At 65.8% G+C, this 26231-nt stretch carries 25 protein-coding genes, 1 other RNA gene and 1 pseudogene; 11 read left to right on the forward strand and 16 right to left on the reverse strand.

Features of this window, described 5'->3' with window-relative positions; all coding sequences use genetic code 11:
* Positions 1-6: 6 nt before the first annotated feature.
* Positions 7-456 carry a protein TolR gene (gene tolR, locus ACXAGF_RS15065; protein WP_475018205.1) on the reverse strand — a complete coding sequence of 150 codons (450 nt, stop codon included), beginning with the start codon at positions 454-456 and terminating at the stop codon, positions 7-9.
* 28 nt (positions 457-484) lie between these two features.
* Positions 485-1201, reverse strand: coding sequence for a protein TolQ (tolQ, locus tag ACXAGF_RS15070; RefSeq protein WP_475018206.1), 717 nt, complete (start codon positions 1199-1201; stop codon positions 485-487).
* Positions 1202-1752: 551 nt separating this feature from the next.
* Between tolQ and ku the strand changes: the two genes are divergently transcribed.
* A complete protein-coding gene (gene ku, locus ACXAGF_RS15075) occupies positions 1753-2592 on the forward strand; it encodes a non-homologous end joining protein Ku (protein WP_475018207.1) in 840 nt (279 codons plus the stop codon).
* Positions 2593-2599: 7 nt separating this feature from the next.
* Positions 2600-5208, forward strand: a pseudogene (gene ligD / locus ACXAGF_RS15080) (DNA ligase D).
* A gap of 2 nt (positions 5209-5210) precedes the next feature.
* Here the strand turns inward: ligD and ybgC are convergent.
* Positions 5211-5675, reverse strand: coding sequence for a tol-pal system-associated acyl-CoA thioesterase (gene ybgC, locus ACXAGF_RS15085; RefSeq protein ID WP_475018208.1), 465 nt, complete (start codon positions 5673-5675; stop codon positions 5211-5213).
* A gap of 137 nt (positions 5676-5812) precedes the next feature.
* On the opposite strand from ybgC, the gene ACXAGF_RS15090 reads away from it, so the two are divergent.
* From ACXAGF_RS15090 to ACXAGF_RS15100, 3 genes are read left to right on the forward strand one after another with little or no spacing between them, the layout of a single operon-like run.
* Complete coding sequence (locus ACXAGF_RS15090) at positions 5813-7033, forward strand: NAD-dependent epimerase/dehydratase family protein (RefSeq protein ID WP_475019306.1); 1221 nt, start codon at positions 5813-5815, stop codon at positions 7031-7033.
* Positions 7030-7929 carry a glycosyltransferase gene (locus ACXAGF_RS15095; RefSeq protein WP_475018209.1) on the forward strand — a complete coding sequence of 300 codons (900 nt, stop codon included), beginning with the start codon at positions 7030-7032 and terminating at the stop codon, positions 7927-7929. Before ACXAGF_RS15090 ends, ACXAGF_RS15095 begins: the two co-directional genes overlap by 4 nt.
* A complete protein-coding gene (locus ACXAGF_RS15100) occupies positions 7926-8816 on the forward strand; it encodes an NAD-dependent epimerase/dehydratase family protein (RefSeq protein WP_475018210.1) in 891 nt (296 codons plus the stop codon). Before ACXAGF_RS15095 ends, ACXAGF_RS15100 begins: the two co-directional genes overlap by 4 nt.
* Before the next feature lie 27 nt (positions 8817-8843).
* Here ACXAGF_RS15100 and ACXAGF_RS15105 read toward each other — a convergent pair whose 3' ends face one another.
* From ACXAGF_RS15105 to ruvC, 4 genes are all read right to left on the reverse strand, one after another.
* Complete coding sequence (locus tag ACXAGF_RS15105) at positions 8844-9746, reverse strand: metallophosphoesterase (RefSeq protein WP_475018211.1); 903 nt, start codon at positions 9744-9746, stop codon at positions 8844-8846.
* 1 nt (position 9747) lies between these two features.
* Positions 9748-10788: a Holliday junction branch migration DNA helicase RuvB gene (gene ruvB, locus ACXAGF_RS15110; protein WP_475018212.1), complete on the reverse strand. Its 1041-nt coding sequence runs from the start codon at positions 10786-10788 to the stop codon at positions 9748-9750.
* Positions 10789-10942: 154 nt separating this feature from the next.
* A complete protein-coding gene (gene ruvA / locus ACXAGF_RS15115; RefSeq protein ID WP_475018213.1) occupies positions 10943-11560 on the reverse strand; it encodes a Holliday junction branch migration protein RuvA in 618 nt (205 codons plus the stop codon).
* Between the two features lie 106 nt (positions 11561-11666).
* Positions 11667-12179 (reverse strand): crossover junction endodeoxyribonuclease RuvC, encoded by a 513-nt coding sequence (gene ruvC, locus ACXAGF_RS15120; protein ID WP_475018214.1) that lies wholly within the window; start codon positions 12177-12179, stop codon positions 11667-11669.
* Between the two features lie 156 nt (positions 12180-12335).
* On the opposite strand from ruvC, the gene ACXAGF_RS15125 reads away from it, so the two are divergent.
* Entirely contained in the window at positions 12336-13337 is a 1002-nt protein-coding gene (locus ACXAGF_RS15125) for an LLM class flavin-dependent oxidoreductase (protein ID WP_475018215.1), read from the forward strand.
* 76 nt (positions 13338-13413) lie between these two features.
* On the opposite strand, the gene ACXAGF_RS15130 is transcribed toward ACXAGF_RS15125, so the two are convergent.
* Both ACXAGF_RS15130 and ACXAGF_RS15135 read right to left on the reverse strand, forming a co-directional pair.
* A complete protein-coding gene (locus ACXAGF_RS15130; protein ID WP_475018216.1) occupies positions 13414-14160 on the reverse strand; it encodes a YebC/PmpR family DNA-binding transcriptional regulator in 747 nt (248 codons plus the stop codon).
* A 207-nt stretch (positions 14161-14367) separates the two neighbouring features.
* Positions 14368-15204: an MBL fold metallo-hydrolase gene (locus ACXAGF_RS15135; RefSeq protein ID WP_475019307.1), complete on the reverse strand. Its 837-nt coding sequence runs from the start codon at positions 15202-15204 to the stop codon at positions 14368-14370.
* Positions 15205-15380: 176 nt separating this feature from the next.
* Between ACXAGF_RS15135 and ACXAGF_RS15140 the strand changes: the two genes are divergently transcribed.
* Positions 15381-15917 carry a pyridoxamine 5'-phosphate oxidase family protein gene (locus ACXAGF_RS15140; protein ID WP_475018217.1) on the forward strand — a complete coding sequence of 179 codons (537 nt, stop codon included), beginning with the start codon at positions 15381-15383 and terminating at the stop codon, positions 15915-15917.
* Positions 15918-15950: 33 nt separating this feature from the next.
* Here the strand turns inward: ACXAGF_RS15140 and ACXAGF_RS15145 are convergent, their stop codons facing one another.
* Complete coding sequence (locus tag ACXAGF_RS15145) at positions 15951-16775, reverse strand: TIGR00282 family metallophosphoesterase (protein ID WP_475018218.1); 825 nt, start codon at positions 16773-16775, stop codon at positions 15951-15953.
* Positions 16775-17365 (reverse strand): 5-formyltetrahydrofolate cyclo-ligase, encoded by a 591-nt coding sequence (locus tag ACXAGF_RS15150; protein ID WP_475018219.1) that lies wholly within the window; start codon positions 17363-17365, stop codon positions 16775-16777. Before ACXAGF_RS15150 ends, ACXAGF_RS15145 begins: the two co-directional genes overlap by 1 nt.
* 305 nt (positions 17366-17670) lie before the next feature.
* Here ACXAGF_RS15150 and ACXAGF_RS15155 point away from each other — a divergent pair, with 305 nt between their 5' ends.
* Positions 17671-17907, forward strand: coding sequence for a transcriptional regulator (locus ACXAGF_RS15155; RefSeq protein ID WP_475018220.1), 237 nt, complete (start codon positions 17671-17673; stop codon positions 17905-17907).
* Between the two features lie 5 nt (positions 17908-17912).
* Here ACXAGF_RS15155 and ACXAGF_RS15160 read toward each other — a convergent pair whose 3' ends face one another.
* The gene (locus tag ACXAGF_RS15160; protein WP_475018221.1) at positions 17913-18896 is read right to left on the reverse strand and encodes a sugar-binding transcriptional regulator; all 984 of its coding nucleotides are present in this window, start codon (positions 18894-18896) and stop codon (positions 17913-17915) included.
* Between the two features lie 211 nt (positions 18897-19107).
* Here ACXAGF_RS15160 and tal point away from each other — a divergent pair, with 211 nt between their 5' ends.
* Entirely contained in the window at positions 19108-20070 is a 963-nt protein-coding gene (gene tal, locus ACXAGF_RS15165; protein ID WP_475018222.1) for a transaldolase, read from the forward strand.
* A gap of 79 nt (positions 20071-20149) precedes the next feature.
* On the opposite strand, the gene ACXAGF_RS15170 is transcribed toward tal, so the two are convergent.
* The 4 genes from ACXAGF_RS15170 to ACXAGF_RS15185 form a co-directional block, all read right to left on the reverse strand.
* Positions 20150-21619 (reverse strand): hypothetical protein, encoded by a 1470-nt coding sequence (locus ACXAGF_RS15170; protein ID WP_475018223.1) that lies wholly within the window; start codon positions 21617-21619, stop codon positions 20150-20152.
* Positions 21620-21880: 261 nt separating this feature from the next.
* Positions 21881-22040: non-coding RNA, 6S RNA (ssrS, locus tag ACXAGF_RS15175), on the reverse strand.
* Positions 22041-22156: 116 nt separating this feature from the next.
* Positions 22157-22531: a cell division protein ZapA gene (locus ACXAGF_RS15180; protein WP_475018224.1), complete on the reverse strand. Its 375-nt coding sequence runs from the start codon at positions 22529-22531 to the stop codon at positions 22157-22159.
* Positions 22532-22566: 35 nt separating this feature from the next.
* Positions 22567-22839, reverse strand: a complete 273-nt coding sequence (locus ACXAGF_RS15185) for a DUF4164 domain-containing protein (protein ID WP_475018225.1) — start codon at positions 22837-22839, stop codon at positions 22567-22569.
* A 329-nt stretch (positions 22840-23168) separates the two neighbouring features.
* On the opposite strand from ACXAGF_RS15185, the gene tkt reads away from it, so the two are divergent.
* Positions 23169-25148 (forward strand): transketolase, encoded by a 1980-nt coding sequence (gene tkt, locus ACXAGF_RS15190; protein WP_475018226.1) that lies wholly within the window; start codon positions 23169-23171, stop codon positions 25146-25148.
* A 69-nt stretch (positions 25149-25217) separates the two neighbouring features.
* Positions 25218-26228, forward strand: a complete 1011-nt coding sequence (gene gap, locus ACXAGF_RS15195) for a type I glyceraldehyde-3-phosphate dehydrogenase (protein WP_475018227.1) — start codon at positions 25218-25220, stop codon at positions 26226-26228.
* Positions 26229-26231 lie beyond the last annotated feature (3 nt).

The raw sequence follows: 26231 nt of genomic DNA on the forward strand, positions 1-26231 counted from the left end.
GTCAGGTCAATTGTCCGGTTTCTGCTCGGTCACGAGACCGATATTGGTGAAGCCCGCGGACTGGATCCGCGACATCACGTCGGCGATCACGCCATAGGGCGCCGCGCCGTCACCGCGCACGAAGATGCGCTCGGTGTAGCCGGTGGTGGCGACGGCTTCGAGCTTGGCGGCGATCTCGTCGACCGGAATGGCGGTCTCCTGCAGGAACACCGCGCCGTCCGCCTTCACCGAGACGGTGATCGGCTGGGTCTCGGCGTTCAATGCCTTGGCCGAGGTCTTCGGCAGGTCGAGCGGCACGCCGACGGTCATCATCGGCGCCGCGACCATGAAGATGATCAGCAGCACCAGCATCACGTCGACGAACGGCGTGACGTTGATTTCGCTGATGGCGCTTCTGCGCCCGCCGCGTCTGCGGCGGCCACCGCCGCCCTTGCCCCCACCGACTGACATGCCCATGGCTTCGTCTCCTGCTAGGCTCGACCGGTCACTCAGCCGCCTGGCGCGGCTGCAGCTTCTCGTCGATCTGGCGCGAAAGAATGGCGGAGAACTCGTCGGCGAAGCCCTCCATGCGTGCCGTCAGCTTGCCGGCGTCCGCGGTAAACTTGTTGTAGGCGATGACGGCGGGAATGGCCGCCAGCAGACCGATCGCGGTGGCGAGAAGCGCCTCGGCGATACCGGGCGCGACGACGGCGAGATTGGTCGACTTCGAACCGGCGATCGCCTGGAACGACGTCATGATGCCGACGACGGTGCCGAACAGGCCGATGAAGGGGGCAGCCGAGCCGATCGTCGCGAGCGAGCCGAGCCGTGCCTCCAGCGTTTCGGACTCGCGGGCGAGCGTCACATCCATCGCCCGGTCGATGCGCATCTGCAGGCCGATCGGCGAGCGCGCGCCGCGCTCGAAGCTCTTCTTCCACTCGCGCATCGCCGACACGAACATCGCGCTCATCCCGGAGGTCTGACGGTCGGAAAGGGTGCGGTAGAGTTCCTCGAGCGACTGGCCCGACCAGAACACCTGCTCGAAATTGTCGAGCTGGCGCCGAGCCTTGCCGTAGGCCAGCGTCTTGTCGACCACGATCGCCCAGGTCCAGACCGATGCCGCGATCAGCCCGAGCATGACCAGCTTTACGACGAGCCCGGCCTGCATGAAGAGCGACCAGAGGCTCACATCCGCGGTTGCTGCCAAACCTACCTGTTCCATAGACTTCTGTCCCCGAATCCAAACACCCGGCACGGGACCTGTGGCCGTCGAACCGGGTCTTCATCCTTTTCGCCGGACCGGACCCGATGGGAGATCGGGTTGTCGGGGCCGACTTTTCACAAACCTTCGGAAACCTGCGAACCATCCGCTCACAGCCATTCCGCGTCCGTCAAGAATGTCCGGTTGATGCTGCCCGACCGCCACGCCGATCCAACGCTTTCAATCGCCTTCTTGCCGTCAATTTTGGTTAAAGGATGACGTGCGGCGCACAAAATCCAGTGCAATGAGTAAGACATCATTATGATTAACAGAGTATTACCGCCGATCGCTCAATTCGTTTCAGCGCCCCGGTCCGCCGGAACCGACCGCCGGGTTGGCGCATTGTGCAAGGCGTCGACGACCGCAGCGGGCGTCGACTCGCCTCCGTAAGGATGAAGCGGCGGATGTTTGAGGAAACGCGCAATGGTCCTATACTTCGTGTCTTCGTGCCTGGCTACGAATACGGCAGACGTCGAGCGCGCGACAACCGCCGCCCATAGGGAGCGATGACCATGGTGTCACGGGCAATGTGGAAAGGACAGCTTCGCCTGTCGCTCGTCTCGATCCCGGTCGAGCTTTATACGGCCACCAAGTCCGGTGCGCGCACCTCCTTCCGGCAGATCCACGAGCCGACCGGCAAGCCGATCCACTACGAGAAGGTGGTCGACGGCGTCGGCCCGGTGAAGGAGGACGAGATCGTCAAGGGCTATGAGCTCGACGATGGCAAGTACGTCCTGCTGCAGCCGAAGGAGATCGACGCGATCAAGCTCGACACCAAGAAGACGCTGGAGCTGGTCCAGTTCGTCGACACCGACGAGATATCGCCGGTCTACTTCGACAAGCCCTACTATCTCGTCCCGGCCGACGATCTCGCCGACGACGCCTACCAGGTGGTGCGCGATGCGCTGCGCGCCTCCGGCAAGACCGGCCTTGGCCAGCTCACCATGCGCGGGCGCGAATATCTCGTCGCTGTTCGTCCCTGTGGCGACGGCATGCTCGTGGAGACGCTGCACTATGCCAACGAACTGCAGAAGACCGACCCGATCTTCGCCGGCATTCCAAAGAAGAAGGCCGACGAGGAGCTGCTGGAGGTCGCCACCCAGCTGATCGAGCGCAAGACCGCTCCGTTTGACCCGACGCTCTTCAAGGACCACTACGAAGACGCCCTGAAGAGCCTTGTGAACGAGAAGATGAAGGGCAAGGCGATCACTCTGGACGAACGCGACGAGCGCCGCCCGGGCGGCAAGGGCAATGTCGTCGACCTGATGGCGGCGCTGAAGAAGAGCCTCGAGGGCAGCGGCGGCCCGGCGAAGAAGTCCAAGGCATCCGGCGCCCGTTCGAAGTCGGCGTGAGGCCGGCATGGCCGCGCCCCGAACCGGACTTGATGAATACAATCGCAAGCGCGACTTCGCCAGGACTGACGAACCGAAGGGCGAGGTCGGACGTCGTTCGAAGAGCGGCTTCCGCTTCGTGGTGCAGAAGCACGATGCGACGCGCGAGCACTACGATTTCCGGCTCGAATGGGACGGCGTGCTGAAGAGCTGGGCGGTGACGCGCGGGCCGAGCCTCAACCCCGAGGACAAGCGGCTGGCAGTGCGCACCGAGGATCACCCCATGGCCTATGGCGACTTCGAGGGTACGATCCCGAAGGGCCAGTATGGCGGCGGCACGGTGATGCTCTGGGACGTCGGTCACTGGGAGCCGCTGGAGAACCCGGACACGGGTTTCGACGAGGGCAAGCTGAAATTCCGCCTCTATGGCCATCGCCTCACCGGCAGCTGGACCCTGGTGAGGATGAAGCCGCGGCCGGGCGAGAAGCACGAGAACTGGCTGCTGATCAAGGAGCGCGACGCAATCGCCTCCGATGACGGTGACAGCGTCCTTGTGGCAAACAAGACCAGCGTCGCCACCGGGCGCACGATGGCGGAGATCGCCGCCGGCGCGGGCGAGGACCGGCGCCACGTCTGGAACTCGAACCAACCGGTTTCGGAAAACGTCCGCAAGGGGGCCCTCTCCCCGCTGCCCGATCGGGTAAAAAAAAACTGCGGTCGAAGGGCCTAGCGCCGCCGGCCTTCCGAGCACCCCAGCTTGCCACCCTTGCGACCGCCGCGCCTGAGGGCGATGACTGGCTGAACGAGGTCAAGTTCGACGGCTACCGGCTGATGGCGGCCATCGGCGGTGGCCGCGTGATCTGCTACACCCGCAACGGCCTCGACTGGACCGGAAAGTTTCCCGGCATCTCCGCGGCCCTGTCCGAACTCGCCTGCGACAGCGCGCTGATTGACGGCGAGGCGGTAGCGGCCGACAGCGACGGATCGCAGTTCTCCGCTCTGCAGAAGGCACTGAAACATGGCGGACAAACGGTGTTCTATGCCTTCGACCTGCTCCATCTCAACGGCGAGGACATCGCCGGAAAGCCGCTCGTCCGGCGCAAGGCGATGTTGCAGGCGCTGCTGGCGGGCTCCGACGGTCGCATCCTCAAGTTCAGCGAGCACGTCCGCGGTCATGCCGGCGAGGTCTACCGCAGCATGTGTCGCGCCGGCCAGGAGGGCATCGTCGCCAAGCGCGCCGGCGCGCCCTATCGCGCCGGCCGCGGTGGCGACTGGCTGAAGGTCAAATGCACCCGCAGGCAGGAATTCGTGATCGGCGGCTACGCCCCGTCCGACAAGCGCGCGCGGCCCTTCGCCTCGATCCTGCTTGGCACCTTCGAGAATGACCGTCTCGTCTATCAGGGCCGCGTCGGCACCGGCTTCAACGATGAAACCTTGGCCGAACTCGGCGCGTTGTTCGCCAAGCGGATCCGCAAGGTTTCGCCTTTCACCGCGGTCCCGGCCGAGTACAGCCGTGGGGCCGTCTGGCTCGAGCCCGACCTCGTCGCCGAGGTCGAGTTCGCCGAGTTCACCGACGACGGCAACATCCGGCACGGCTCGTTCCAGGGTCTGCGCAACGACAAGGAGGCCCGCACCGTGGTTCTGGAGACGACGAAGAACGCGCCGGCCGGCAATGAGGAGCCGCCTGCCCAACCGGCGAGCAGACCACGGGCGAAGGTCAGGGCCTCCTCGCCAAAGGCAGCGGACGACAACGTCGTCGCCGGCATCACCATCAGCCATCCCGAACGCGTGCTGTTTCAAGAGGACGGCGTCACCAAGTTCGACCTGGCCCGCTACTATGCGGCCGTCGCGCCGCGGATGCTGCAGAGCGCGGCCAACCATCCCGTCTCCCTGCTGCGCTGTCCGAGCGGCGACATCGCCCACTGCTTCTTCCAGAAGCATGCCGGCGACGGCTTCCCCAAGGAGATCGGCCAGGTGCCGATCCAGGAAAGTTCCGGCGGGACCGAAAACTACATGCTGATCACCGACGACCGCAGCCTCGTCGCCGCCGTGCAGATGGGAACGATGGAGTTCCACATCTGGGGCGCGGCCGCCGACAGGCTGGAGCAGCCCGACCGGATGATCTTCGACCTCGATCCGGACGAGGACCTCGCCTTCGACGACGTCAAGGAGGCCGCCTTGGAACTGCGCGACGTGCTTGAGGCCGTTGGCCTGAAGTCGGTGCCGATGGCGACCGGCGGCAAGGGCGTGCACGTCATCGTTCCGCTGGCGCCGAAGGCGGACTGGGACGGCGTGAAGACGTTCGCAAAGGCGCTGGCGCTGCGGCTCGCCGGCGCCCGCCCCGAGCGCTATGTCGCCACCATGTCGAAGGCCAAGCGCAAGGGCCGGATCTTCATCGACTGGCTGCGCAACGAGCGCGGCGCCACGGCCGTCGCCCCCTACTCGGCACGCGCGCGCAAGGGCGGTCCGGTTGCCACCCCGGTGACCTGGCACGAACTGGCGAGGCTCGAGGCCGCCAACGCCTTCTCCATTCCGGTGGTGCTGCTCCGACTCGAGGAACAGGATCCGTGGGCGGAGACCCGCGGGTGGCGGCAGGTGCTCACCGACCGTATCGTCGGCGCCATGATTGACGGATGAGATCAGGTCCCGGCAGTGCCAGCGGCCGAAAGAAATTGCGCGGCCAACCCCTCCGGCAGCCGCCGCGGCCGGCCTCGGGCGTTGATCACCGCGATCACCACTTTCGCCGCGATCAAGACCTGCTCGCCGCGCCGGACCTCCTGCTGCAGCACCATCTTGGCGCCGCCGGCCTTCTCCGTCCGCGTCACGATCGTCAGGATGTCGTCCATCCGCGCCGGCGCCTTGAAATCGATCTCCATCCGATGGACCACGAACATCAGGCCTTCCGTGTCGCCCTCGATCGAAAGCGCGCCCTGCTCGACGCCGAGGCAGCGCAGGTAGTCGGTGCGGCCGCGTTCCATGAAGTGCAGGTAGCGCGCGTGGTAGACGACACCGGAAAAGTCGGTGTCCTCGTAGTAGACGCGCTGGCTCAGCCGATGCCCCTCGGCCGTCAGTTCGCCCGAAAGGGCGTGGTCGAAAGTGGTCATTCTCAGGTCCGATCCGGGAAAATTCCACCGACTTGTGGAGGAAGGGCGGGGCAAAAGCAAGGATTGCACTCCTGTCATATTGGATCACTATGACCGGGACAGTTTTCAATGCGCGGAGATTTGCGATGGCGGCGGCGATGAAGATTGCGGTACTTGGCGGCGACGGTTTCGTGGGCTGGCCCACCTCGCTGCACTTGTCCAACGCCGGTCACGAGATCCACATCCTCGACAACCTTTCCCGCCGCTGGATCGACACCGAGCTCGGCGTGCAGTCGCTTACCCCGATGGATTCGATCCAGGAGCGCACGCGCGTCTGGCACGCCGAAACCGGCCGCCGCATCCACTTCCACCTGATCGATCTCGCCCGCGACTATGAGCTGCTGAAGAACTGGCTGCGCGAGGAGCAGCCGGACGCGATCATCCACTTCGCCGAGCAGCGCGCCGCGCCCTACTCGATGAAGAGCGACCGGCACAAGAACTACACGGTCAACAACAACGTCAACGCCACGCACAATCTGTTGAACGCTCTGGTGGAGACCGGCATCGACGCCCACCTCGTCCATCTCGGCACCATGGGCGTCTACGGCTATTCGACCGTGGGGGCCGCGATCCCCGAAGGCTACCTCCCGGTCGGCATCGAGACGATGGCAGGCGGCACCGCCACGCAGGAGATCCTCTACCCGTCCAATCCCGGCTCGATCTACCACATGACTAAATGCCTGGATCAGCTCCTGTTCCAGTTCTACGCCAAGAACGACGGCCTCAGGATCACCGACCTGCACCAGGGCATCGTCTGGGGCACGCACACCCAGCAAACGCGGATGCACCCGCAGCTCGTCAACCGCTTCGACTATGACGGCGACTACGGCACCGTGCTCAACCGCTTCCTGATCCAGGCCGCGATCGGCTATCCGCTCACCGTGCACGGCACCGGCGGCCAGACCCGCGCCTTCATCCACATCCAGGATTCAGTGCGCTGCATCGAGCTGGCGCTCCTGAACCCGCCCGCGCGCGGCGCTCGCGTCGAGATCTTCAACCAGATGACCGAGACCCACCGGGTGCGTGACCTGGCGAAGCTGGTGGCCGGCATCGGCGGTTCCGAGGTCGTCTTCCTGCCCAACCCGCGCAAGGAGGCGGCCGAGAACGACCTCGTGGTGGAGAACAGCAAGTTCCGGGGCCTGGGCCTCGACCCGATCACGCTCGAGGACGGCCTCCTCTCCGAAATCGTCGATGTCGCGAGGAAGTTCGCCTATCGAGTCGACCGCGCCCGCGTCCCGGCCGTCTCCGCCTGGACACGCGACATCGCCGCCACTCTCAACCACGATCCCGAGGGCCGGAGGCTCAAATCGGTTTCATGATGCCTGCACAGCACGTCGATCCGGGCCTCAGGCGGAGCGGGACGCCGCACAGCAACCGAGCCTTCGTCACGCTGGTGACCAATGCCGACTACGCCAGGGGGGCGACCGCGCTCGTGCGCTCGCTGCGGCGCACCGGTACCGGCGCCGACGTCGTCGTGCTTCACACGCCGCCGCTTGGCGATGCATGCCGCCAAACCCTGGCGGCGCTCGGCTGCCGGCTGGTCGAGGCGGACCTGCTGCCGCTGTCGGACGCCTTCAACGCCCGCCATGAACGCCGCGCCCTGCATGGCGCGGCCCCCTTCACCCGGGGCCGCAAGCCGGCGTTCCACACCCCGCTCGACAACTTCGTCAAGCTCCGGCTGTGGCAATTGACCGAGTATGAGCGCTGCGTGTTCATCGACGCCGATGCGATCGTATTGAAGAACATCGACCGGCTCTTCGACTATCCCGAGTTTTCCGCCGCACCGAATGTCTACGAGAGCCTGCAGGACTTCCACCGCCTGAACTCGGGGGTGTTCGTCGCCCGTCCGGAGGTTTCGACCTTTGCCGCCATGCTCGCCCGCCTCGACGGCCCGGATGCGTTCTGGCCGCGCACCGACCAGACCTTCCTGCAGACCTTCTTCCCGGATTGGCACGGCCTGCCGGTCTATATGAACATGCTGCAATATGTCTGGTTCACCATGCCGGAACTGTGGGACTGGAAAAGCATTGGCGTGCTACATTACCAGTACGAAAAGCCTTGGGAGGAAAATCACCCGAAAGCGGAGGTGCTGATGCCGCTGATCCGGCTCTGGCACGCCTTCTATGAGGGCGCGCCGATACCCGACATCGACGACCTGCCCAATCCGGCGCGACCGGCGGCCGACGCAACGACGCGCTTGCCGGCCGGCGAATGACGCGCGTCTTCGTCGCCGGCGGCACCGGCCGGGTCGGCCGGTTCATCACCGAGCACCTGCTCGCGCATGGCTACAAGGTCAGCGTCGGCGGGCGCACCGCCCCTCCGCCCGGCTTCTTCTCGCAGGACGTACCCTTCGTGCCGCTCGTCCTCGATCCCGACACCGACCAGATCGACGCCTTCGAAAACATCTATTATTTCGTCCATGCCGCGTTCTCGCACGTGCCAGGGAAGTACCGCGGCGGCGAGGGTGACGACCCGGCGGCCTTCCGCCGCGCCAATCTCGACGGTTCGGCCCGCCTGTTCGAAGACGCCAAGGATGCCGGCGTGCGCCGCTGTGTCTTTCTGTCGAGCCGCGCCGCCTATGGTACGCAGCCGCCGGGCAAGTCCTATCTCGAGCACGGCCCGGCCAAGCCGGACACACTCTACGGCCAGGTCAAGCTCGATGCCGAGCGCAGCCTGCACGCGCTCTGCGCCCACGACTTCGTTACCGCCAGCCTGCGGGTGACCGGTGTCTACGGGCCTGCGGCCACGGGACGGCAGCACAAGTGGCAGGGCCTGTTCGACGACTACCTCGCCGGTCGGCCGGTCCCGGTCCGTGCCGGCACGGAAGTGCATGGCGACGACGTCGGCGCAGCGGTTCGGCTGATGCTGGAGACCGACCCGGCGCGGATCAATGGCGACACCTTCAACGTCGCCGACATCCTCGTCGACACCAACACGATCCTCTCGGTGGTTCGGGAACTGTCCGGCTGTCCGCACCCGTTGCCGCCGCCGGCGGACCTCGAGGCCTTCAATGCCATGGCGACCGACCGGATCCGGATGCTCGGCTGGAGCCCCGGCGGCCGGCAGCGACTGCGGGCCACGATCGCAGCCCTGCTTGCCTGACCAAGGCGGCGCCACAAAACCAACCGTTCAACCGAGTTCCACGACGGTGATCTCCGGCGGCGATCCGAAGCGGATGGGCGCGATCGAGCAGCCGAGCCCGGCGGAGACGACGATGTCGTGTCCCTGTTCTGTCACCTGCCCATAGGCATAACGGTTGCCGTAGGCCGAGGGCACGACGGGCGTGTAGCCGAGCAGGCGGACCTGGCCGCCGTGGGTGTGGCCGGACAGGGTCAGGCAGACGCGCGTGGGCACACGCGGAAAGACATCCGGTTCGTGCGCGAGCAAGATCACGGGCGCCGTGTCGGTGACCTGCGCCAGCGTTCCGTCGAGGTCGTCGAGCCCGGCGAAGGACTTACGTCCCCAGCGCTTTCCCGGCCTTAGTGCAAGCTGGTCCTCGAGCCCGGCCAGCCAGAAGGCATGCCCGTCCTTTTCCAGCCGCCTGGCCGTGTTGGCGTAGACGGAGATGCCGACCTCCCTCAGGGCGCGGTGCCCGAACGTGTCGCCGCCCCCGGCCGCCTGCGCCGCAAGGTCCTCCCACCAGTCGTGGTTCCCCATGACGGCATGGACCCCAAGCGGTGCCCGCAGAACGGACATGGCCTTCGCCCAGTCCTTGGAATGAACGTAGCTGGTCACCAGGTTCATCCCGGACGCGTAGTCGCCCAGCAAGACGACAAGGTCGCCGTCCAGCGCGTTGGCGGCCTCGCAGATGCGTGCGATGCGCGCGACACTCATCCACGGCTCGCAGGCGTGGATGTCGGCAAGCGCGACGATGCGAAGCTTCAGCCCTTCCGGCCAGTTCGACGGCTGCAGCCGGTAAGTCGCCGTGTGGAGCCGGAGCATCGGCTCGATGCCGAAGGCATAGCTGGTGGTGGCAAAGCCGGTGAAGACGAGGCCGCCCAGGGTCTTCAGCAGTCCGCGCCGGCTGATCACGTCAGCTCTCCTCGGAAAACAGCCGGAACTGCGTTGCTTCGAGGTCCTTCGGCGGTTGCAGCCCCAGGTGCTTCCAGGCGTTCGCCGTCAGCACCCGGCCGCGCGGCGTGCGCTGGATGAAGCCCTGCTGGATCATATAGGGCTCGATGATGTCCTCGATCGCGTCTCGCGGCTCCGACAGCCCGGCGGCGATGGTCTCGATGCCGACCGGCCCACCGCCGAAGTTGTGAGCGATCATCGACAGGTAGCGCCGGTCGAGCTGGTCGAGACCCATGTTGTCGACCAGGAGCCGCGTTAGCGCCTCGTCGGCGATCGCCTTCGTCACTGCCTCGGCCTTTGCCACCTCGGCGAAGTCGCGCACCCGGCGCAGCAGGCGTCCGGCGATGCGCGGCGTCCCGCGGGCGCGGCGCGCAATCTCTCGCGCACCCTCGTCGGTCATGCCGAGCCCCATCAGCCGGGCGCCGCGACGCACGATCGATTCCAGTTCCTCGACGGTATAGAAGTTCAGCCGGACGGGAATTCCGAAGCGGTCACGCAGCGGTGTCGTCAGCAGCCCGAGCCGCGTCGTCGCCGCCACCAGCGTAAACTTCGACAGGTCGATCTTGACCGACCGCGCCGCCGGCCCCTCGCCGATGATCAGGTCGAGCTGGAAATCCTCCATCGCCGGATAGAGGATTTCTTCGACCGCGGGATTGAGCCGGTGGATCTCGTCGATGAAGAGCACGTCGCGCTCTTCGAGATTGGTCAGCAGCGCGGCAAGGTCGCCGGCCTTGGCGATCACCGGCCCCGAGGTCGAGCGGAAATTAACGCCGAGTTCCTTTGCCATGATCTGCGCCAGCGTCGTCTTGCCGAGCCCCGGCGGGCCGACGAACAGCACATGGTCCAGTGCCTCGCCGCGGTTCTTGGCCGCCTCGATGAAGATCTTCAGGTTCGCGCGTGCCTCCGCCTGGCCGGTGAAGTCGTCGAGCGTCTGCGGGCGCAGCGCGGCGTCGATGTCTTCGCCGCGTCGTTCGGAGGAGATGAGCCGTGCGACTTCGGTCATGTCAGAAGTTCCATTCCGGGAATGCGGCCTGCCGCCGTCGCCTCGCGTGTCTTGATCGTGGTGCGGCCGGTCGCGGTCACAAAGGCCGACAAGGTCTCCGCGCACTCTGCTTCGAACGCGTCCGATGATAGGAAATTCCGCCGCGACAAGGAAGTCACCGCGCCAGTTCCTTCAGCCCGAGGCGGATCAGCCTGGCGCTGTCGGCGCTCTCGCCGCCGTTCTTCAGCGCCGCGGCCACCGCGTTTGCCGCCTGGTCGCGCGAGTAGCCGAGATTGGTCAGCGCCGAGACGGCGTCGGCGACCGGCGCCGGTGCGACGCCCTCGCCGATCTCCTGCTTCAACCCGATCGCCGGCCCGGCCTCGCCGGCAAAGGCCGGCGCCTTGTTCTTCAGCTCGGTGACGATGCGCACCGCCACCTTCGGCCCGACGCCCGGCGCACGCGACACCGACGTCTTGTCCTGCAGCGCGATCGCATTGGCGAGTTCGCCCGGCGTCATCGTCGACAGCACCGCCAGGGCTACCTTCGACCCGACCCCCTGCACGCTCTGCAGCAGGCGGAACCACTCGCGCTCCGTCCCCGACAGGAAGCCGAACAGCTTCAGTTGGTCCTCGCGCACATAGGTCTCGATGAACAGCACCGCCGCCTCGCCGGCCGAACCGAGTCTGGACAGTGTCCGTGCCGAGCAGAAGGCGACGTAGCCGACCCCGTGCACGTCGAGCACGACATGGTCCTCGCCGATCTCGTCGATCGTGCCCTTCAACTTGCCGATCATCGGGCATTCCTCGTCGTTGGCGTCGTCATGGATGGGTCTCCGGCGTGATCAGGTCGGCTGCCGGGAACAGGGTCGATATCCGGCATCAGGGCATGTCAAGAACAAACTAGCCCGCCAGCGCCGCCAGCCGGCCCTTCAGACTGTTGCGATTGTGCGCGTGGCAGATGGCGATGGCGAGCGCGTCGGCGGCGTCGTTGCCTTTGAACTCGGCCTTTGGCATCAGGACCTTCAGCATCATGTGGATCTGCTGCTTCTCGCCGTGGCCGACGCCGATTACCGCCTTCTTCACCGCGTTCGGAGCATATTCGGCGACCCGCAAGCCCGCCCGCGCCGGCACCAGCATGGCAATGCCGCGCGCCTGCCCCAGCTTCAGCGTCGCCGTCGCGTCCTTGTTGACGAAGGTCTGTTCGACGGCCGCCTCGTCCGGGCGATAGGCATGCACGATCTCGGCCAGCCCATCATGAAGCTGGCACAGCCGCGAAGCCAGGTCCATCTCGCCGTCGGACATCACCGTGCCGGAAGCGACGAAACGCAGCGAGTTGCCGAGCATTTCGATGACGCCCCAGCCGGTGCGCCGGAGCCCCGGATCGATACCGATGATGCGAATCGTGCCTTGCATGGTCGAACCCTAGTGAACATGACGCGACCCTGCCAGCGAAATGTGAACAAAACAAAAACATACAGACTGGGCCGGCGGAACGCGGACCCAGGCTTGGAATTGAGAAAATTGAACCTACATGGTTCGCAGTTCAATTTTGCTCACAACGAGGCGACCATGGCGGCCTTTTCGATCCTTGATCTCTCTCCGGTCATCGAAGGCGGCACGGTCGCCCAGTCGCTGGCCAGCTCGCGCAGGCTGGCGCAGGAGGCGGAACGGGAGGGCTACAGCCGTTTCTGGCTGGCCGAGCACCACGGCATGCGCGGCATCGCCAGCGCGGCGACTGCCCTCGTCATCCAGCACGTCGCAGCCGGGACGAACACCATCCGCGTCGGCTCCGGCGGCATCATGGTGCCCAACCACTCGCCGCTGGTGATCGCCGAACAGTTCGGCACGCTCGAGGCGTTGTTTCCCGGCCGCATCGACCTGGGCCTCGGCCGCGCGCCTGGCACCGACATGGCCACGGCCCGCGCCCTGCGCCGAAACCTCGAAGCGGCGGCCAACGACTTTCCCCAGGACGTCGTCGACCTGATGGCGCTGCTCGGTCCGATCCAGCCGGGCCAGAAGATCGTCGCGGTGCCCGGCGCGGACAGCAACGTGCCGGTCTGGCTGCTCGGCTCCAGTCACTATTCGGCTCACCTCGCCGGCATGCTTGGCCTGCCCTTCGCCTTCGCCTCGCATTTCGCCCCGGACATGCTGTTCTCGGCGCTGGAGATCTATCGCGAGCGCTTTACCCCGTCGCCCCACCTCGACAAGCCGCACGTGATGGTCGGCGTGATGGGCGTGGCCGCAGCCACGGACCAAGAGGCCCGCCACCTGTTCACCTCGATGCAGCAGTCGTTCGTCGCGCTGCGCCGCGGCGCCCCCACCGTGTTCCCCGCGCCGGTCGACAGCATGGAGGGTCTGTGGAGCGAAAACGAACGCATCATGGTCGACCACACGTTGCAATATGCGGTTGTCGGCGGTCTGCGGACGGCGCAGGAAAAGATCGCCGCCTTTCTCGATGCCACGAAGGCCGACGAACTCATCATCTCGATGCCCGTCTTCGATTTCGAAGCACGGCTGAACTCGGTCCGTCTCTTCGCCGAGGTCCGCCGCAAGCTTGCCAGCGCCGCCTGATCGGCCTACGGGACCGGCAAACGAAAAGCCCGCGCCTTTCGGGGCGCGGGCCATCCTTCGTCACGGTGTTATGCGGTCAGGCCGAGAGTTTCGCCAGCACCTCGTCGGAGACCTCGAAGTTCGAATAGACGTTCTGCACGTCGTCGTCGTCCTCGAGCGTGTCGATCAGCTTCATCAGCGACTGTGCCTTCTCCTCGTCGACCGGCACGGTGTTCTGCGGCTTCCAGATCGCCTTGACCGTCTCGGCTTCGCCGAGGGTCTCCTCGAGCGCCTTGGATACCTCGCCGATGCTTTCGAACGCGCAGTAGATGGTGTGCTCGTCCTCGTCGGTCTCGACGTCGTCGGCGCCGGCCTCGATGGCCGCCTCCATCATCTTGTCGCCGTCGCCGGCCGACAGCTTGTAGGTGATCTCGCCGACGCGGTCGAAGGAGAACGACACCGAGCCGGTTTCGCCGAGCGCGCCGCCAGCCTTGGTGAAGGTGGAGCGGACCGAGGAGGCGGTGCGGTTGCGGTTGTCGGTCAGCGCCTCGACGATCACAGCGACGCCGCCCGGGCCGTAGCCCTCGTAGCGGACTTCCTCGTAGTTCTCCGCATCGCCGCCGGAGGCCTTCTTGATCGCGCGCTCGATATTGTCCTTCGGCATCGACTGCGCTTTGGCGTTCTGGATCGCCAGCCGCAGCCGCGGGTTCATCGCCGGGTCGGGCATCCCCGCCTTGGCGGCCACGGTGATCTCGCGCGCGAGCTTGGAGAACATTTTCGAGCGCACAGCATCCTGGCGCCCTTTGCGATGCATGATGTTCTTGAACTGAGAATGGCCTGCCATGGCACCCCTGCACTGTTTGGCGCGGCGGCAAGAGCCGCTCTCTAGGAACCGACCGCGCATTGATTTCGGTTCGGAAGCGCACCCATACGCGTCAAGCCCGGTCCGGCGGCTCCGATGTTGGAAATTGGCGCCTTATAGTTTCATTGGCGCGCCCCGTCCAGCAGGCCGGGCAAATTCGTGCAGCCATGTGGTTGATCAGGCCGAGACTCAGACACCCTTGAGGACAAGAATCAGCGGCCGCCTCGGCAGGGAGCGGATCGACACCGTCACGTTGTCGGTGTCGGCGAAGGAGACGTCGAAGTCCTCCTCGAACATGGAAAGGAACTCGGCGATCGGCGGGCCACGGCGGTGCATCGGCAGGATCAGCGCAGAACGCAGCCGCTCGACCACGCCGCTCATGCTTTCGGCCCCGAGGGTCAACCCGCCGTCGACCGGCACCATCACCACGTCGAGGCGGCCGATCTCGGCGAACTGCTTGTCCGTCAGTTCGTGGTGGAGATGGCCGAGATGGCCGATGCACAGGCCCGCGACCTCGAAGATGAAGATCGAATTGCCGTTTTCCTCCATCGCTCCGCCCCAGCTGCGGATGTCGGTCGGCACGTTGCGCACATAGGTATCGCCAACGACGAGGTCGTGGTCGGCGGCAGCACCATCGTCGCGCCAGCCATGCAGCACGTGCTTGATGCCGGGGTCCGGCGCCAGGGTGTAGTGACTGGAATGGGCCCTGTTCATCGTCACCACCGTCGGCAGCGACGGCGGAGCGTACCAGCCATTAAAGTCGGTCGCGATCTTTACGCCGCCCGGCGTCTCGATGAAGAAGGTCGAGTGGCCGACATAGGTGATCTCGACCGTCTCGTCGGACTGCGCCTGGATCGTTTCCGCCGTGTTCGCCGGCGAGAAGCTGGCGAAAACCATCGCCGGCAGCCCCTGCGCGATCATCTGGCACTGGCTGACGGGTCTTGCAGTCTCCTGCGCGCCCGTCGCGGACGCGGCTGCGATCCCGGCGAACAGGGCAACAAGCGAGAGAATGAACCGGGCGGGCATCATGGACAGCTCCGATCATCGACCGCCGGAACTATGCCTGCAGCCGCAGGCAAGGTCGAGCCGGCCGCGACGCCTGCGCGATCACGATGCCGTCAGCGAGCGGGTTCGCGGCGGAACAATACCCACCTCGGCTCGTTCGAGCCAGCATGGTTCAAGTGCAAGAAAGGAGTATTTCGATGGCCAGCCTTTCCAAAGCCCGGGCAAATCCGAAGGAGCAGCTGTTCGACGAGATTGATCGGATCGACGCAGGCATGCTCGGCCTTGAAGGCGACCGGATGCACATGCAGCCGATGGCGCCGCAGCTTGATCGCCAGGCGGACACGATCTGGTTCTTCACCAAGAACGACACTGATCTGGTTGACGCGATAGGCTCGGGCGCACGGGCCCATTTCTGCGTCGTCGGCAAGGACCACGACTATCATGCCTGCCTTGCCGGGCACATCAGCGTCGACCGGAACCCTGCCAAGATCGACGAATACTGGAACTCGGTGGTGGAAGCCTGGTTCGACCGCGGCAAGGACGATCCGACCATGACCCTCCTGGCGCTGCGGCTCGACGACGCCGCCATCTGGGCCTCGACCGGCAACGCGCTGAAATTCGGCTGGGAGATCGCCAAGGCCAACCTCAGCGGCGATTCCGAGCCCGATATCGGTGTTCGCACGCACGTCGTGTTCAGCAACGAGCCGAGCCAACCGCGCAACTGGCTGAGCTGATGCTCGCCAGCGCGGCCGGCCGGCCCGACGCGGTCAGGACCAGAACGCCGGAACCGTCTCCGCAAGCCTTGGGCCGATGCGCAGCGGTGCGATCTGCTCTGCCAGTCCGGTGCGGTCGGAAATCTCGATCCCGACGCCGCAGATCGTGGCCGGGCCGCTCGCCGCCTCGAAGCGCCCCTTCGGCATCTTCGAAATGAAGCGGTTGAGCGGCTCCTCCTTCTCCATCCCGAGCGAGGAATCGTAGTCGCCGCACATGCCGGCGTCCGACATGTAACCCGTGCCGCCATTGAGGATCTGGCAGTCGGCGGTCGGCACATGGGTGTGGGTGCCGATCACGGCGCTGGCGCGCCCGTCGACAAAGTGGCCGAAGCACTGCTTCTCGCTCGTCGCCTCGGCGTGGAAGTCGAAGACGATCGCATCAGCCTGCTCGCCCAAGGGACAGGAGGCGAGGATCGCTTCGCCGGCGGTGAAGGGATCGTCCAGTTCCGGGTGCATGAACACGCGGCCCATGACGTTGGCGACGAGCACCCGCGCACCGTTCCTGGCAAAATAGAGGTTCGAGCCGCGTCCCGGCGTTCCCGGCGGATAGTTCGCCGGTCGCAGGAACTGGTCGTGCCGGCCGGCGAAGGTGACGGCCTCCTTCTGGTCCCAGACGTGGTTGCCGGTCGTCACGACGTCGGCGCCGGCATTGATCGTCTCCTGGAAGATCTCCTCGGTGATGCCGAAGCCGCCGGCGGCATTTTCGCCGTTGACGATGACGAAATCGAGCCTGAGATCGGCGATCAGTCCCGGAAGGCGCTCCCAGACCGCGGTCCGGCCGGTCCTGCCCACCAGGTCGCCGAGAAAGAGAATGCGCATCAGGTTTTTCCTTGTCCGTTGTAAAGGCGCAGACCGCTCTCGGTCAGCACGCCGTCGAGCGCCACGTCATGCGGTTCGGCCGGCACCGACGCCACTTCCTGACAGTCGAAGGCGATGCCGATCAGCCTGGGCGTCAATCCCCTTGCCCGCAACCGGTCGATGGCGCGGTCGTAGTGACCGGCGCCGTAGCCGATCCGGTGCCCGGCCGCATCGAACGCCGACAGCGGGATCAGCAGGATTTCCGGGTCGAGCAGGGCCGCCTCCGGCCCCGGACCGGTCGTGCCGAAGCCGGTCTTGATCAGCGGCGCGCCGCGCACAAGTTCCCGGAAGACGATCGTCTCGCGGTCGAGCACGACGGGAAGGCACAGCCGCGCGCCCCGCTCGGCCAGCCGCGCCATCAGCGGTCGGATGTCGGCCTCCGAGCGGATCGGCCAGAAGCCCGATACAACCGCGCCGGGGTTGAAGGCGATCAGTTCGGCGGCATGCTCGGTCATGGCAAGGCCGCCTTCGATCCGCGCTTCCACCGACATTCCGTCCCTGAGTGCGAGCTTCTCGTTGCGAAGCGCTGATTTCAATTCCTTCGGCGTCAAGCTGATCTTCCCGGTCCTGCTCTTTCCCTCCCATAGCGCCAACCGCGGCGCTCCCGCAACCTCGGCAGCCGACTGGCCGTCACCGCCGTCGCCGGTAGCCGTTGTCGTGACCACCGTCGTCACAGCCTGGGATATGTTTCGTTTCGCGACACTGCGCCCAAAGGTTGATTTCGTCCACGCATCGCTGCAATCCCCCGAAACCAGGGCGGGAACGGAAAAAAGAGCGCAACCACCGCGTAACGAACGATAAAGCATCGCGGCAGGTTCGTCTGGGCGCATACCCCCCGCTGCACTATCACCCGCCCATGGCCACGACCGATTCACGAACCAGCCGCCCCTGGCAGGCGACGCCCGAGCTTTCGGCAATCGAGCTTCGCTGCCTCGCGCTCGCCGCCGAGGGCCGGACGCCTGGCCAGATCGTGCTGGAGACCGATCTTCCGCTGCCGCGCGTCGCCGAGGCGCTGTCCGCAGCGGTGGACAAGCTGGATGCGCGCAACATCACCGGCGCCATCTCGCGTGCGGCGCTGCTGAATCTGATCTGACCCCCTCAGGCCGCCTGCGCCGCTGCCAGGCGCAGCATCGAGATCGCCGCCCCCTCGTCCGTGATCAGGGTGTGGCAACCGATCCTTCGAATTGTCGCGCGGATCGCGGCGGCACGATGCGCCCCGCCGGAGACCAACACGATGTGGCTCGCCTTCTTCACCGTATCCAGGTCGATCGCCATCACCCGGTCCCGGATCGGATGATCGATGCTGCGACCGTCGGCATCGAGAAAGTTGCACATCGTGTCGCAGACACAGCCGGCCGCCACCAGTTCCTTCAGCACCGACGGCGGCAGGAAGCCGCGCGACAGCGAGGTGGAATCCGGCCCGATGTCGCCGCAGCTGACGACGGCGATATCCATCGCCTCGGCCAGATCAAACAGCGGCTTCAGCCCGCAGCGCTCGATCAGGCTGCGCTTGGTCTCGAAACTGTCGACCAGCAACGGTGCGGGAAACAGATAGCACTCGGCGCCGAGTTGGCTGGCGACGCGCCAGCTGTATTCGATCGGGTTGATGTGGTGGGCCTCCACGACGCCGCCGAGCAGCGAAAGCACCTTGACCTCCGCGCGCCGGGCGGGGCGGAAGCTTGCCAGCGAGGCGGTCAGCGTGCGACCCCAGCCGACACCGATGGTGCAGCTGTCCGGGATCACCTCGGTCAGGAACTGGCCGAGCGCCAGTCCCACGCCCTTCGCGATTCCTTCGGCCGTCTCTGCCGCCGGAACCACGACCGCCTCGTCGAGGCCATAGGCCCGCTCGAGCTGCGTCGCCAGCTCGACGCAGTCGCCCACCCCCTGATCGATCCAGATCTGCACCTCGCCGCGCTTCAGTGCCTCGTCGAGCATGCGGATGACGGTGGTCCGGCTGACCCCGAGCTTCTCGGCGACGTCCTTCTGGGTCAAGCGCTGGTTGTAGTAGAGCCAGGCGGCGCGAAGCCGCAGCGAGGCGCTTTCGGAGATGGCCGTGTGCGTTTCGCGCCTCAGTTTCACCACGTCTGTTCCTCGTTGCTGCACGGGCACCCGCCGGGGGCGCCCCCTCATAGCACGGAACAATCGGATTGCGACATATGTCTAATCGATTAAGCAAAAGTGCTTGACTTTGAACTTGGCCGGTGACGATAGTCGCCGGGCTGACGGCGCCCACAGCCGCAGCCGGCGCGTCCGGGCGCGCTTCACACGGCCATCACCAAACGGGATTTCGAACATGACCTCCAAGCTTGAACAACTGCGTGCGATGACCACCGTTGTGGCGGACACCGGCGACATCGAGGCCGTGGCCCGCCTGAAGCCCGTCGACTGCACCACCAATCCGACCATCGTCCTGAAAGCGCTCGCCACCCCGATGTTCGCCGACGCGGTCGCCGAGGCGCTGCGCTGGGGGCAGTCGCAGGGCGGCAGCCGCGAGGCGGTCGTGGCGGCCGTTGCCGATCGCCTGGCGATCTCCGTCGGCGCCGCACTCGCCGGGCTCGTTCCCGGCCGGGTCTCGACCGAGGTCGACGCCGATCTGTCCTTCGACACGCAGGCTTCGATCGAGAAGGCGCGCGCCATCATCAAGGCCTATGACGAGCGCGGCATCGGCCGCGAGCGCATCCTGATCAAGCTCGCCTCCACCTGGGAAGGCATCCGCGCTGCCGAGGTGCTGCAGAAGGAAGGCATCGACTGCAACCTGACTCTGCTCTTCAGCAACGCCCAGGCAATCGCCTGCGCCGACGCCGGCGCCTTCCTGATCTCGCCCTTCGTCGGCCGCATCCTCGACTGGCACGTCAAGGCGACCGGCAAGACCTTCACCGCCGAAGACGATCCGGGCGTGCTTTCGGTCCGTGGCATCTACGACTACTACAAGTCGAACGGCATCGCGACGATCGTCATGGGCGCCTCGTTCCGCAACACCGGCGAGATCGAGGCGCTGGCCGGCTGCGATCGCCTGACGATCAGCCCACAACTGCTCGAGGAACTGGACAAGGCCGAGGGCAAGCTGGAGCGCCGGCTTTCGCCCGAAACCGTCACCCGCGTCGCCCCGATCAAGGTCGACGAGAAGACCTTCCGCTGGATGCTGAACGAGGACGCCATGGCGACCGAGAAGCTCGCCGAAGGCATCCGCGCCTTCGCCAAGGACCTCGGCGCGCTGCGTGCGATGATCGACAAGGAGCTGAAGGCGGCTGCCTGACGCCCATTTCCGAAGCGAAACGTCGAACGGCCGCCATTAGGGCGGCCGTTCGACATTCGGAGCGAATGCGCGGCGCGTGTCAGGAGCCGGCTCCCGACCGCATGAAGATGCGGAACCTCCCCACCGGCGCCACCTCGGAATATTCGGCCATCAACCGGTTGAAGGCATCGTAGCGCGCGAAGAAGCGCAGATAGTCGAAATTCGCCTCGTCGGGTATGCCAAGCTTTCTGTCTCCACTGTCGAACATGACCACCCCCGGCGGGTCGCTCTCGAGCCGGGCGAGAAGGCTCTCGTTATAGCCTTCAGACAAGGCGACAACCTGACTGGAAAGGTCGTCCGGCCCCGTGGCGGACAGCGCCCGCACCTGCGCCGGCAAAAAGATCAGCGCACCGAAGGGATCCACCCATCGCGCCCTCGATTGCAGCACCGCCGGGTGGATGTCGCGCGGCGAGGTGACGAACGCGAAAACGGTCTCCCGTCCCGGCGCCGATAGGATGTGCGCCAGCGCATCCACGCGCGCCGTCGTGCCTCGCCGGTCCAGCCCGTCGACGAGAAACGGGACGAGCGGCTGCAGGCTGGCGATGGCGAGCAGGGCGAATACCACCCTCGGACGCCGGTCCATCGCGGCAAACAGCAGTCCTGCCGCCGAGGTCCAGAGGAGTGCGACCGGCAGGACCTGGTACTGCCATCCCTTCTTCTGCAACAGCGCGGCGATCAGAAAGCCGAGACCTGCGACAAAAAACGCCTGCACGACCGCCGGCAGGCGATCCGAACCCCATCGACGCAGTGCGACGCCGAGGGCACAGACACACGCGGCCAGATAGGCGCCGATCCGCGTGACGAGTTCCAGCCCCTCTTCTTCGAAGCCACGGTAGGCAAGCAGGGCGCGGGGTACGACAATGTCGAGGTAGGCGGGTGCGAAAACCTTGACCGCAACGAGGTAGAACGTGCCGGCCACCGCCAGCGCAAGCGTCTCGGGCCGCAGCAAGATGTTCAGGGAGCGCCGACGGCAGCAGAGCCACAGCTCGAGACATGCGGGAAGCGCAAGGAAATGCGGCTTGATGCCAATGCCGGCGCCGGCGACGATGCCGGCGGCAAGCGCGATCGGAACCGCGACTGTCTTCTGCTTGGCACGCAGCGCAGCCAAAAGGACGTATGGCAGCGTCAGGGCAACGGCGATATGCTCGCGCTGGGCAAAATGATAGCCAGGCATCAAGAGCAGGGCCGCCCCGACGGACGCAGCCGCGATGCTCATGGCGCTTTCCCCCCAGCCCAACCGACGCAGCAGGCCAAGCGTGCAACCCAAGGCGGCCAACTGGAGCAACAGGACCGAACTGCGCAACACGCTTGCAGGCGGCAGGCCGGAGACGTCCGCGACGAAGGCGGGGGCACCCAGCAGCCACATGGTCATCGGCGGATTGACGTCCGCGATGTCGATGCCGATCCGGTCGCCATGCAGCGCGCGAAACGCTGTGTAGAAGTGCCAGGCAGCGTCGTGATTGAGCGAAAATGGGAACTGGATGGCGATCGCTGCCACGGCGAGGACCATGACTACCGCGCCCGGTCTCCGGAGGAACTGCCCGAAGGATCGCATCGGTCCTACCACTATCTTTGATCAGGCGCTCGGCGCGCCAATGCAGCGGCAGCCTGCCATCGAGCTATTGGCATCTGATTAACGTGCCAGCGCAGGGACAGCCTGGAGACGCCCGGCACGAACCGGCGTCCCCCGGCTCCGGTCAGACGCCCCTGTCGGCGAACGACAGAGCCGAGCCGATTTCGATCAGAAGATCAGAAGATCAGAAAAGATGGAGCGCGATCCACGACGACCGATGGCGTGTGTACGATCCCGGGTGCCTACAAAGTAGGTGGGCGCCGTATGTCCGGACCCACGGGCCCGGCCAGGGACAGCTCCCTTGAGATCGTGTATGGCCCCGGGGATTGTGATTACCTGTCGGGAAGCGCAGACCGCGCAGTAGATATAGTGCGAAACGGGGCCGTCCGCCAGAGGCCAAACCACGCGGCGCGCACCCAAATGCCCGTGAACGCGGAAGGCCGATTGACGGAACGCCGACGGGCGCTGTTCGGGTCAGTTCGCGACCGGCGCGCGGCCGGTCAGCTTCGCCGTCATGCCCTGGATCTGGCTGGTCAGCTCACCGAGCGCCTCGGCGATCGCCGCCTCCTCGCGCGAGACCTCCGCCACCGCCTTGTCGCGGCCCTGGCGCAGTTCCGCCAGCTCGGCCTCCAACGTCTTCTGCCGGCGGCTGACCTCGCTCAGCTCGTCCATCACCATGATTCCGGCCATCACCGTCAGGCGCAGGTCGCCGATCTCGCCGAACTGGTCCTTCAGGTGACCGACATAGCGATCGAAGCCGGCGGCAAGGCTGGTCAGATGCTCCTCCTGCCCCTCCTCGCAGGCCATGCGATAGGCCTTACCGTCGATCTGAACCGTTACCTGCGCCATCGAAAGTTCCCGTTCTCCTGAAAGGTCGCGCGGCTTCAGCGGTCGAGCACCGCCCTGATCGTTTCCATCGCGGTGACGAGCCGGCGGGAGACCTCGCGGTTGACCTCTTCGAGACGGTTCGCCCGGAACTCGGACTGGTCGAGCTCCTGGGCCAGGCGCGAGCGATCGGTATTGACGCGGCGCACCTCGCTCTCGATCTCGTCGTGCTCCCGCTCCCGGTCGAAACGCATGTCGAGCGCGTTGTCGAGGCTGGTCAAAGCCTTGCGCAACTCCTCGATCGCCGTCCTGACTGTCTGTCCAGCTGCCATCACGCCTTTCCGGCACATAATGGTTACGGGCGAATCGCCGTCATTGCCGCCCGTTTCAACGCTTTGACACTATTCAACGGCAAGCGCCAGCGTCAACCGCGCCGCCGGGCGCTTCCGCGCTTGGCTGTGGACGGCATTGTTGCAAGCGCGAAAGGCCGCCGCGCCACGGCGTTCCGACGCTGCCCGCTGGACCGCCAAAATCGCCGCGAAACACGGCGACAACGGCCCAGTTCGTTGACTCCCGCAGCGCACCTGCTATGTGTCAGCCGCTCCCGAACCGGTGACCCTTTCGGCATCGGCCCCGACACCCCGAATGATTTGGAACCGTCATGACTTCTCGCGAAAAACACGACCGGATGGCGAATGCAATCCGCTTCCTATCCATGGACGCCGTGGAGAAGGCGAACTCCGGCCATCCTGGACTGCCGATGGGCGCCGCAGACATCGCAACGGTGCTTTTCACCCGCTTCATGACCTTCGATCCGAAGGCGCCGTCCTGGCCGAACCGCGACCGCTTCGTGCTGTCCGCCGGACACGGCTCGATGCTGCTCTATGCGCTCCTCTACCTCACCGGCTATGAGGACGTCACCATCGACGAGATCAAGAACTTCCGCCAGCTTGGCGCCAAGACCGCCGGTCATCCGGAATACGGCCACGCGGCCGGCATCGAGACGACCACCGGTCCGCTCGGCCAGGGCATCGCCAACGCCGTCGGCATGGCGATCGCCGAGCGCAAGCTGCGCACCGAGTTCGGGTCCGACCTGATGGAGCACTATACCTACGTGCTCGCGGGCGACGGCTGCCTGATGGAGGGCATCAGCCAGGAGGCGATCGCGCTTGCCGGGCATTTGAAACTGAACAAGCTGATCGTCTTCTGGGACGACAACAACATCTCGATCGACGGCCCCATCTCGATCGCCGATTCCACCGACCAGCACGCCCGCTTCCGCGCGAGCCAGTGGAACACGATCGCCGTCGACGGCCATGACCCGGACGCCATCGCCGCCGCGATCGAGCAGGCCCAGAAGTCCGACAAACCGACCATGATCGCCTGCAAGACGGTGATCGGCTGGGGCGCCCCCAACAAGGCCGGCACCCACAAGGTGCACGGCTCGCCGCTCGGCGCCGACGAAATCGCCGCCACCCGCAAGGCGCTGAACTGGGAATCGGAGGCCTTCGTCGTTCCCTCCGACGTGCTCGACGCCTGGCGCCTCGCCGGCCTGCGCTCCACCAAGGCGCACAAGGAATGGCAGGAGCGGCTGGAAAAGACCGACGCAGAGAAGCGGGCGCAGTTCACCCGCCGCTTCGCCGGCGAACTCGAGAGCGGCCTCGACTCGGCCATCATTTCCTACAAGAAGAAGCTGGCCGAGGCCCGGCCGTCGCCGGCGACCCGCAAGGCGTCCGAGGACGCGCTCGAGGTCATCAACGGCGTCCTTAAGGAAACGATCGGCGGTTCGGCCGACCTGACCGGATCCAACAACACCAAGACCAGCCAGACGGCCTCGATCACGCCGGACGACTTTTCCGGTCGCTACATCCATTATGGCGTGCGCGAGCACGGTATGGCGGCGGCGATGAACGGCATTGCCCTGCACGGCGGCCTGATCCCCTATTCCGGCGGCTTCCTGATCTTCTCGGACTACTGCCGTCCGTCGATCCGCCTGGCCGCGCTGATGGGCATCCGCGTCATCCACGTGCTGACCCACGACTCCATCGGCCTTGGCGAGGACGGCCCGACCCACCAGCCGGTCGAGCACCTGGCTGCCCTGCGCGCCATCCCGAACCTGCTGGTGTTCCGCCCGGCCGACGCCACGGAGACGGCCGAGTGCTGGCAGCTGGCGCTCGAACACAGGCACCGCCCGTCCGCGCTCGCGCTCACCCGCCAGAACCTGATGGCGGTGCGCACCGAGTTCGAGGAAACGAACCTCTGCGCCCGCGGCGCCTACGACCTGATTTCGGCGGCAGACGCCAAGGTGACGCTGTTCGCCACCGGTTCCGAGGTCGAGATCGCGGTGAATGCCTGCGAGATGCTGAAGGCCAAGGGCATCTCCACCCGGGTCGTATCGGTCCCCTGCCTGGAGCTGTTCTACGAGCAGCCGGAAGAGTACCAGCGGGCGATCATCGGCAAGTCGCCGGTCAAGATCGCCATCGAGGCCGGCATCCGCCAGGGTTGGGACCACATCATCGGTTCCGATGGCGCTTTCGTCGGCATGAGTTCCTTCGGTGCCTCCGGCCCCTACAAGGACCTCTACAAGCACTTCGGCATCACGCCCGAGGCCGTGGTCGCGACGGCAGAAGCCAAGCTTTGATTGCCAGACGGCGCGGACTTCCGCGCCGTCTGCTTTTGATACCCAATGTTCCACAGGGAGAGACCTGAAATGACCGTGAAAGTTGCCATCAACGGATTTGGCCGCATCGGCCGCAACGTGCTGCGCGCGATCGTCGAGTCCGGCCGCACCGACATCGAGGTCGTGGCGATCAACGACCTCGGCCCCGTTGAGACGAACGCGCACCTGCTGCGCTACGACTCGGTCCATGGCCGCTTCCCGGCCGAGGTCAAGGTCGAGGGCGACACCATCACCGTCGGCGGCGGCAAGCCGATCAAGGTCACGGCGATCAAGGACCCGGCGACACTGCCGCACAAGGAACTCGGCGTCGACATCGCCATGGAGTGCACCGGCATCTTCACCGCCCGCGACAAGGCGGCCGCCCATCTGACCGCCGGCGCCAAGCGCGTCATCGTCTCGGCCCCGGCCGACGGCGCCGACCTGACGGTCGTCTACGGCGTCAACCACGACCAGTTGACCAAGGACCACCTGGTCATCTCCAACGCCTCGTGCACGACCAACTGCCTGGTTCCGGTCGTCAAGGTGCTGAACGACGTCGTCGGCATCGACCACGGCTTCATGACCACGATCCACTCCTACACCAACGACCAGCCCTCGCTCGACCAGATGCACAAGGATCTCTACCGGGCGCGCGCGGCCGCGCTGTCGATGATCCCGACCTCCACCGGGGCGGCCAAGGCCGTCGGCCTCGTGCTGCCGGAACTGAAGGGCAAGCTCGACGGCACCTCGATCCGCGTGCCGACCCCGAACGTCTCGGTCGTCGACCTGAAGTTCGTCGCCAAGCGGAATACCTCGGTCCAGGAGATCAACGACGCAATCAAGGCTGCGGCCAACGGCGCGCTGAAGGGCGTTCTCGGCTACACCGAAGAGCCGCTGGTCTCCCGCGACTTCAACCACGACAGCCAGTCCTCGATCTTCGCGATCGACCAGACCAAGGTGATGGAAGGCAATTTCGTGCGCATCCTCACCTGGTACGACAACGAGTGGGGCTTCTCCAACCGCATGGCGGACACGGCTGTCGCGCTCGCCAAGCTGATCTGAGCC

The organism is Mycoplana sp. ABR4_002 (assembly GCF_056159645.1).